This is a genomic window from Candidatus Mancarchaeum acidiphilum (genome assembly GCF_002214165.1).
In the GTDB taxonomy this organism is placed as follows: Archaea; Micrarchaeota; Micrarchaeia; order Micrarchaeales; family Micrarchaeaceae; genus Mancarchaeum; species Mancarchaeum acidiphilum.
Map to the genome: position 1 here is coordinate 943,015 of NZ_CP019964.1, position 9,243 is coordinate 952,257.

The 9,243-nt window shown below is 37.6% G+C and carries 9 protein-coding genes and 1 tRNA gene; 3 read left to right on the top strand and 7 right to left on the bottom strand.

Annotated elements, in window-relative coordinates; all coding sequences use genetic code 11:
• Positions 1-54: 54 nt before the first annotated feature.
• On the bottom strand, positions 55-1,704 hold the full coding sequence (thsB, locus tag Mia14_RS05000; RefSeq protein WP_088820586.1) for a thermosome subunit beta: 1,650 nt from the start codon (positions 1,702-1,704) through the stop codon (positions 55-57).
• A 176-nt stretch (positions 1,705-1,880) separates the two neighbouring features.
• A complete protein-coding gene (locus tag Mia14_RS05005) occupies positions 1,881-2,699 on the bottom strand; it encodes a P-loop NTPase (RefSeq protein ID WP_088820587.1) in 819 nt (272 codons plus the stop codon).
• A gap of 185 nt (positions 2,700-2,884) precedes the next feature.
• On the opposite strand from Mia14_RS05005, the gene Mia14_RS05010 reads away from it, so the two are divergent.
• A complete protein-coding gene (locus tag Mia14_RS05010; protein ID WP_198539375.1) occupies positions 2,885-4,096 on the top strand; it encodes an RNA-guided endonuclease InsQ/TnpB family protein in 1,212 nt (403 codons plus the stop codon).
• A 126-nt stretch (positions 4,097-4,222) separates the two neighbouring features.
• The gene (locus Mia14_RS05015) at positions 4,223-4,624 is read left to right on the top strand and encodes an OB-fold nucleic acid binding domain-containing protein (protein WP_088820589.1); all 402 of its coding nucleotides are present in this window, start codon (positions 4,223-4,225) and stop codon (positions 4,622-4,624) included.
• A gap of 147 nt (positions 4,625-4,771) precedes the next feature.
• Here Mia14_RS05015 and Mia14_RS05020 read toward each other — a convergent pair whose 3' ends face one another.
• The 4 genes from Mia14_RS05020 to Mia14_RS05035 all read right to left on the bottom strand — a co-directional run bounded on the left by Mia14_RS05020 (position 4,772) and on the right by Mia14_RS05035 (position 8,585).
• Entirely contained in the window at positions 4,772-5,887 is a 1,116-nt protein-coding gene (locus Mia14_RS05020) for a lysylphosphatidylglycerol synthase transmembrane domain-containing protein (protein WP_088820590.1), read from the bottom strand.
• A gap of 4 nt (positions 5,888-5,891) precedes the next feature.
• The gene (locus Mia14_RS05025) at positions 5,892-7,043 is read right to left on the bottom strand and encodes a glycosyltransferase family 4 protein (RefSeq protein WP_198539376.1); all 1,152 of its coding nucleotides are present in this window, start codon (positions 7,041-7,043) and stop codon (positions 5,892-5,894) included.
• A 58-nt stretch (positions 7,044-7,101) separates the two neighbouring features.
• Positions 7,102-7,791 (bottom strand): DUF929 family protein, encoded by a 690-nt coding sequence (locus Mia14_RS05030; protein WP_338025066.1) that lies wholly within the window; start codon positions 7,789-7,791, stop codon positions 7,102-7,104.
• A gap of 206 nt (positions 7,792-7,997) precedes the next feature.
• Positions 7,998-8,585, bottom strand: a complete 588-nt coding sequence (locus Mia14_RS05035) for a phosphatase PAP2 family protein (RefSeq protein ID WP_157891478.1) — start codon at positions 8,583-8,585, stop codon at positions 7,998-8,000.
• 113 nt (positions 8,586-8,698) lie between these two features.
• Between Mia14_RS05035 and Mia14_RS05040 the strand changes: the two genes are divergently transcribed.
• Positions 8,699-8,835, top strand: a tRNA-Trp gene (locus Mia14_RS05040).
• 87 nt (positions 8,836-8,922) lie between these two features.
• Here Mia14_RS05040 and Mia14_RS05045 read toward each other — a convergent pair.
• Positions 8,923-9,243 (bottom strand): RNHCP domain-containing protein, encoded by a 321-nt coding sequence (locus tag Mia14_RS05045; protein ID WP_088820594.1) that lies wholly within the window; start codon positions 9,241-9,243, stop codon positions 8,923-8,925.

The window sequence follows — 9,243 nt, forward strand, 5'->3', positions numbered from 1 at the left end:
AAAGAAAATTAGTATGCAAAAACTTAAAAAACTTCAAAAAATCAAACTTTAAATTTACTCCATCGGCTCTCCCATGCCTCCTTGAGGCATTCCGCCTGGGCCGCCTTTGCTCCTGGAGCTTATCATGTCGTCTATCCTAAGTATCATGTCTGCAGCTTCGCTTGCACTGTATATCTCTTGGACTTTCATCTTTGTAGGTTCTACAACACCAGCTTCAAGCATGTTGTTTATGGCTCCCTTGTATACATCTACTCCATATGACTTGCCCTCTTTGCTTTTATGCTTGCTCCTTATCTGGACTATTGTGTCTATAGGGTCCATTCCTGCGGACTGTGCGAGAACTTCGGGTATCTGTTCAAGTGCATCTGCGAATTTCTGTATCGCAAGCTGCTCCCTTCCTCCTATCTCGCTTGCATAAGCTCTAAGCTGCTCGGCCACTTCTGTCTCAGTAGAGCCTCCTCCAACAACGTATCTGCCATCCTCTATTGCAGTTGTGAGTGCTCCAAGAAGATCTGTTATTGAGCGGTCGACTTCGTCTATCACCTGCTGCGATCCTCCTCTTATGAATATGCTGACGCTCTTAGGGTCCTTGCACTTCTCCACAAAAATCATCTGCTCTCCGCTTATCTTCCTTTCCTCGATTATACCGGCAAAGCCAAGGTCGCTTGCACTCAGGTCATCAAGGCTGGTTACCATCTTTGCTCCGGTAGCCTTCGCAAGCTTCTCCATGTCGCTCCTCTTTATCCTTCTTGCAGCCATTATTCCTGCTTTTGCCATGTAATGCTGTGCAACATCATCAATCCCTTTCTGTGTAAATACCACATTTGCGCCACTCTTTGCAATCTTGTCTACCATTTCCTTAAGCATTTTCTCTTCCTGCTGCAGGAATGACTGCATTTGATCTGGCGAGGTTATCTCTATCCTTGCATCAGTCTCTGTCTTCTCTATCTCAAGAGCTACATCCAAAAGAGCAATCTTTCCATCAGACACTTTCTTAGGCATCTGTGGATGTGCAATTTCTTTGTCTATAAGTACGCCATTGATTAGCTCTGTATTTGCTACGCTCGCTCCGGCCTTCTTCTCCACTTTTATGAAGTCCTTGTCCACATAGATTTTTCCATCTTGGTCCTTTGTCATAACTTGCTTTATCGCATTTATTGCAATCTCTGTGATATGCTTCTTTGTGTCTTCATTGCCTATGTTCTTTGAACCTTCAGCAACCATACCTATCTTTTCCAGTGTCTTTGTATCATTTATGTTTATTTTCTCGGAAATTCCATTCAGTATCTCTTCGGCCTTTTCAGCTGCCATCTTGTACCCTCTTATTATTATTGTAGGGTGTATTCCCTGTTCTATCAAATCGTCAGCACCTTTCAAGAAAGAGCCTGCCATTATGATAACGCTTGTAGTTCCATCTCCAACTTCTGTATCCTGTGTTTTTGCTACGTCAACCATTATCTTGGCCACGGGATGCTCCACATTCATCTCTTCCAAGATTGTAGCGCCGTCATTTGTTATGGTAATGTCTCCGAGATCGCTGACCAACATCTTGTCCATTCCTTTTGGCCCTAATGTTGTCTTTACCGCATTTGCCACTGCAATTGCAACAGCTATGTTTGTTCTCTGTGCATCTCTTCCCATTAACCTATCTGATCCTTCCGGCAATAACAATACTCTTTGTCCGTTGAAATTATTTTCTGCCATTTGTTCACCTTTTAATTGTTTAAGTACAAGTAAAGTCCTAATTACCTTTAAATTAAGGCTATAATATAAGCAATACTATTATTACTATTAAATATTTAAATATTATTTGTTTTTATAATCGCCAAAGGGGCTTACCAAGAAAGAAAATAAATTTTATAATATTATTTTAGCTGCATTCACTTGGTGATATATAGTTTTATTATCTTATCTGCAAGCATATAAAATTCATCCTTTATCTTTCCATCCGACTCTATTGCAACCTTTCCGGAATCGCTGAAGTGATTAAATTTTTCATCATACCCTATATTGGCCAATATATCCGTATTCAGCTTGTTTGACACCTCATTGGTAAATCTTGCATCATAATCCCTTGACATGTTTTCAACTATGCCTAAAATAGGAATCCCCAACCGTTTAGCCATCAGTCCAGACCTTACGGAGTTTTCCCCCGATATCTTTTGCGGAGTCGTCACAAGCACGAACCCAGTCAGATCAAGCAACTGCATTATAGAGAGCGGAGCATCAGAAGTGCCTGGAGGAAGGTCTATTATAAGAAAATCCAAATCCCCCCAATCGGTATTGAGCAGGAAGTCATCTATCATTTTAGCTATTATTGGCCCCCTCCATATAATCGGCTTTTCAATATCTCCAACCAGCATCCCAGTAGAAGATATCTTTATCCCATCCTTTTCAAAAGTTCTTAGTGGAAGCCGTGTCGCATTTATCTTATCCGTTATTCCAAGGAATAAAGGTATATTTGGACAATCTATATCAGCATCAAGCAGCCCGACCTTATACCCTTTGTCCTTGAGCGCATAAGCAAGGTTAACCGAAACGGTTGTTTTCCCAACCCCCCCTTTAGCGCTATAGACACCTATTTTATAACGTATACTGCTTAATTTTTTCTTTATAGCCTGCTTCTTATCAAATACTCCTGCAAATGAAGGATGCATAGGTATTGTTTTATCTTCTGAATTGTCTATCAAATCTGCCATTTAATTACCTAATAAATAATTGAAAGCGAATAATAAAATCATTGTTACAAATTATTTATACCAAAAGCCAAATTGCACAAAATGTAACATTTATCAAATTTGGCGTAAAACCCACACGCTTCAGCGGTGGGATATAATCCACCACAATATGTATAAATACAGATAATAAAATATACATGTTTTGTATGAAAACTGCATACAAATATCGTGCGTATCCTTCAAAGGAACAGAAGGGAACTCTGAATAGACAGATGTATCTTTCAAAGGAACTATACAACCTGCTTCTTGAAAAGTCAAAGTCATACTATAAGGAGACAGGAAAAACCTTAACGGAATTCAGGATGAACGTTTGGATAACCAAATTAAAGAAGGAAAAACCGGAATTTGCGGAAATCCATTCCCAGGTTCTTCAGAATATCTCAAAAAGAGTGTCAGATGCATACAAACATTTCTTCTTGAGGTGCAAGGAGAAGAAGCAAGGAAAGAAGGTAAAGGCGGGATTTCCAAGATACAAGAAGTTCGTATCATCTTTGACATATCCTCAAACCAATGGCTTCAAGATAGAGAAGAAGAAGGTTGAACTTTCAAAAATAGGGAGGATAAATTTTGTGAACCACAGAAATATTGAAGGAGGAATAAAAACATTAAATATAAAGAAGACAAAATCACAGGAATGGTACATCACGATTGCTGTTGAAAAGGAGGACAAGCCATTCATTTCAAACGGTAAACCAAAGATTGGTATTGATTTAGGAATAATGCAATATGTCGCGCTTTCGGACAATACAATACTCCAAAACGCAAAAATAACAAAACACCAGAGGAAACATTCAAGAGTCCTTCAACAAAACATATCGAGGAAGGAGAAGGGATCATCCAACAGAAGAAAGGCAGTGACAAGATTTGCAAGATACTCAGAGCATATTTCAAGGATAAGATTGGATTGCATAAACAAGATTTCAAATGAATTGGTGAATTCGTATTCATTCATCGCATACGAAGATTTAGAGATAAACAATATGGTGAAGAACCACAGATACGCAAAATCGATAAGTGAATCTTCTTGGGGAAATTTCACACAATTGCTGCAATACAAGGCTGAAAGCGCTGGTTGCGTGGCAATGAAAGTGAATCCTCAATATACATCAATGACATGCAGCAAATGTGGCAATGTGCAAAGCATGTCCATATCCCAAAGGGCATTCGTATGCGAAAAGTGCGGGATGTCAATGGACAGGGATGTGAATGCGGCACAGAATATACTCAAAAGGGCTTTGGACTCCATCAGTCCAACTACCGAAGGGCATTCGGGAAGTCAAGCTTGCAGAGACGACATAAGACCTTCCGCAAGGGGGGCAGTTGCCTATGAAGCAGGAACTACATTGGTGGCATCATGACGACAAATCATAACCACCCTGGAAGCCCACACTGTTTACATGTGGGAGGATGTCACAAGTATCAACACAATAAAAAGCAAATAAATATTAATATTAGTGCTTTAAAAAGTAATAAAAGGTGTTATAATGAAGATAAGTGATCTCAGAGCAGGAACCGGAAGTGTCAATATTACAGCAACAGTTGTCAATAAGGAAGACCCCCGTGAAGTTAGGACCAAGTATGGGAAGGAGCTCAAAGTAGCTAACGCAACCCTAAAGGATGAAACAGGAACAATAAGCATTTCACTTTGGGAAAATGATATAGACGCAATAAATGTAGGGGACAAAGTGGAAATCTCAAATGGCTATGTAAACGAGTTTAAAGGAAACCTCCAATTGTCCACTGGAAGAAATGGGAAGATTACAGTTATAGGAAAAGGGGACGAAACAGCAGAATCAGACGAGTCAACTGAAGATATGGATGATTCATCACCTGCAGAAACTGACGATCTGAATCCAGATTTGGGATCTGACGAAACTGATCTATGACCTTTATTGGCCATAGGGTCTATTTATTATAAATCAAGCTAAAGTTGGTTTATACTAATTTTAATCTTTGCTTATCTGCTTGGTGTGCTGTAAAGCTGTAACATAATTATAAATAGAACTAGAAAAGTTAATGAATATACTAATCCTTCATCTGTCAAATTTTTTCTCTATATGGTTTTTGGCATTGTTTATGCTCTCCGTCAATCCCTCTTTTATTACATCTTTATTTGTCCAATACCTGAAAGTGTAAACAAGGAATATGCCACCAATTATGACCCCAAACCATAAAGTGGCAAATCTGAACATTATAGTGACTGCCGAGCTTATATTAAGATTGAGAGAAAACAAAGCGGAGATGAGGGCCACTAAAGATCCATCGGTAACTCCAAGATTACCTGGTATACCTGTTATCATTCCAAATAATGCAGAGGATGTTGCAATGAACACTGTCTCTATAACAGGTATGGAGACCTTTAAGTGTATTGCCAAAAGAGAGAAATAGAGAGCTAATGCATTCAAGAATGCCGCAGGCACCGACACCAATACTGATAAAATATAAGTTTTAGGTGTGTTAAGTATGCTTTGCGATGCAAAATACTCATCACCATAAATATTGAAAAATTTCAGGAATCTCTCGTTTTTTACTATCCTTTTAATGAATCTGTAAAATCTGCTGTTCAATATGAATAAGTAAGGCAAAAGTAATAAAATGTCTATTGCAAGTACCTCAACAACAAATTTATTGAAATAAAGAGCTGTGAATATCGCCAATATACCCACACCTATAAAATCAGTAAATATGTCCATAGTTACTATTGGAACTATCTTTGTAACTCTCTTTTTCGTAACCCTATTTATCGTGTATGCTGCCAGCACCCTGCCCAATTTTCCAGGAGTCAAATCCATAGAGTAAAGCGAAAGATAAATTGCCATGCTTTTCTTCTTTGGCACTTCAATCCCAACAACCTTAAGGTAATAATCCCATTTTATGAACCTTATCAGATAACCAGACAGTACTGCCGCAAAGGCTAAGATATATAATCCCACATTAGAACTGAGTATTATATTTGAAACCCTTCCAATCCCTCCTATGTAAGCAATCACAAAAAATATTAAGAAGCTGGCTACAAAACCTGCACCAACAAAATACATCAGCCTTTTTACCAAGTGCAAGTAATCGTCTTCATTGAGGTTTTGGATATGCAAGATAGTATACCAAATAGATTTTTTGTCCTTTTTGTTTTTGCTCTCTGAATCTTCCATTAAATCAAAACCTCAAGTTGCTTTCAAATAACTCTTCATACTCTTTTGCTATCTTGTTCCAGTCATGGTACTTAACCATTCTTTCTCTGCCCTTAATAAGCAATTCCTTATCAAATCCATTATCTATTATTTTCTTTAACCTTGAATATATTCCTTGTGAATTTTCACTAGGGAAATATAATCCACAACTTCCCATCATTTCAGGTATACCTCCTATTCGCGTTGCCATTGAAGGGATCTCGCTTGACATCGCTTCCAACAAGGCCATTCCCGCGGGCTCATAGAGTGAGGGGAATACAAACACATCTGCAGCATTATAGTAATAGGGGAGGAACTCCTCGGGTATGCCACTTATAATCCTGAAGTTTTCATACATGCCATGCATTTTCGCAAACCTAATGAACTTATTATAAAGGGGTCCATTTCCTATAAGGGTAAGCTTTATATCATAGTTCTCTTTTAACAAATTCGAAACCGCTTTCATTAGGTAAATCTGTCCCTTCTGGGTAACCAGTCTGCCATTATTGAGTACATTTATCCCAGTTTCATAATACTCTGATTTTATCTTTTTTACTATCTTGTTGTTCTTGCCTCTTGGCTTAAAACGCTTGAAGTCAACTCCGTTGTATATAACTTTGGATCTGCGCACATCCTCCTTTGGGACAGTCATCTTAATGGCATCCATAGAAACTCCCGTTATAATATCTGAATTATGTATGAGTTTTTTGCCCCAGCTATAGTCGTAAAGATATCCAAAATTATCCGTAGTCGCATCTATATTTTTAGGTGACGAATTATGTATTGTTATAGCTATCTTCTTATCCATATCCTTGATTGTCTTTAAGGTCGAATAGAAATACTGAAAACGGTTATTTATATGATATAAGTCTGCATCTACCTTCTTCAGTACCTCATCGAGGTTATGCATAAAAACAAAAGGCATGGGCGCTTTAGGTATGTATATAAAATCGGACTTTAACCTGATAACTTTTATACCAGATATCCGGTCTTCAAAATCAGTCCTGTAATTTTTTGGTGCAGATGTCACTACTGTAATATCATTCTTTTTGGCAAGCCTGCGGTAAACTTCAAATAAAACCTTCTCAGTACCTCCTTTATAGGGGTAGAAAAAAGGATTTAATACACAAATTTTCACTTTATCATCACTCTGGCAAAGAGGCAAGAAGAAAAGCTATAATAGTAAATATAAGCAATTATTCTGCATTCTCTAACTTTAAGATTGAACTAACGTAACTACTTTTGCACACAGGTTCTGTGAAATTTGTAATCTCGCATATCTGTGCAGTGTAGATATTTGCTATGCCTATTATGTTTTTAGACTGCGCGGTGTTGGGATTGCTCAAAGAACTTATCACTTCTGACCAGCTCAGGTTATCGATAATTGAAGGCAGGATAAGAGCTCCAACTTCGTACGAGTAATTGCCAAAGTCTATGAAAGGTATACCACCTCTTGAATCCTGTGGTATAGCACTGTTGTCCAAATCAAATTCCGAAAAAGTCGCATTTTCCAGTTTGTTCGGTGTTTGCAAGGGCGCATCTAACCTTGTTTCCGTTCCAACCGATTCAAAAGTTATGTCATTGCTTTCATAAGATGATTTATAGAAAGTAAAGGTCGGCGTATTTGGGTAAACATCCGTCGGGGATGAAAGCATATATGTAAGTTTGCTGAAATTTCCAAATCTCATCAATGCCAATACCATTCCCCATCTGCTTACCGCACAGTAAGGGCAGAATTGTGCACCATAGAATATTACTACAGGTTTTCCATTTATAATGGTAATATTAGAAGTCTGCAGATGAGTTTCCGCAGGGAAGTTCTTTACATACACCCCAACATCATTTGCAAGCGTAGTATTATCCGCTATGGCCTTAAGTTGTAACAAAGTAGAATTGCTTAGAGAGGTATTTAACTTGGATAGCAGGTAGCTTGAGCTTGGTGCCTTATTTTGGTTACTGCTATAAAAATAGACAACTGCAATTAAAATAATGATCACAACTAATATGATGGCTGCTAATGTGGGAGCCTTTAATCTGGATTTTTGATTTTTTGATACCATATTAATCTAATCAAAATAAATGCTTATAAATCTTATCCTTTCAATGCCAATTTTGGAAATATCTTTTTCACAATTCCATTAAAGAAATTATTTATCTTGTCCTTAAAATGTATCACTATGTAATAAAGAACTATGCTCAATGCCATCCCAGCCAAAATGTCCGTGAAGTAATGCAATCCAAGGTAAACCCTCCCAAATAGGACCAAGAATAGCCAGATAATATACAATACTCTTATGTATTTGTACTTTGATAAAAAGAAGCTTAAACCTGTAAGTACACTTGCATGGTTGCTCGGAAATGAGAAGGTAGACTGGCATGAAACTACATTTATCCAGTTTAATTCTGATACATTGCAAGGGCGTGGCTCTCTTACAATCAATTTAATTGCATCCGAAACAAGGTAAAATACTATTCCTGCAACTATGAATGTATATACATTCATATCCTTTTTTGAAAAATATAGATAAAGGACAAGCAACGGTATAACGATTAAGAATGACTTTGCCAAAAGGGCCATAAATGTATTAAGTGGAGGGCTTGATATGTCCTTCATGAATTCAAAAGCCCACACATTAATGTTAATCTTGTAAGGTTCAATCAATAATAATGACAAATCCATAACTATACCTTGAATATTATAGAATCCAAGCATATTAAATAAATATGCAACAAATCTATATAGGTTTGAAAAATAGATTTTATAAATTTTTGTCCTAAAATAATACGTGCTATGGGGTTATAGCATAACTTGGCAGTGCAGCAGACTCCAGATATTTATTATATATTGAGCGCAAAGCGATGATTAGAATCTGGAAATTTGATAATTATGAAGTAATCTGCCAATCGGGGTTCAAATCCCCGTAACCCCACCTTATCAACCAAAGCTACGGAAGCATTGCAATGTAAAGCCGTACGAATATAAAACTCTAAAATATTCACAAAAAGCTACAAATAAATTATAAAGTTTCTCTATTGATTAACCTTTCCAATGATTCCTGGTTGTCTCCGCTTGCAGAGTAAACTGATTTTTTAGCCTTGCATTTGGTGCATACGTAATTCAATTTGAACCTTCCGCTCCTATAATATATTACACTTACAGGTTTCATCATACCCTTGCATTTGCAGGCTCTGTCGCCAGGATTGTTATCAACGTGCCTGCTCCAAAGGCAATTAGGGCAATGGTCAGTGTATCCATTGCCTTTTACGTAAGTGCCGCAGTGCTCGCAATGAAAGTCCTCAACAACTCTTTGGAATCTCTTAATCTCTAAACCGTCCAT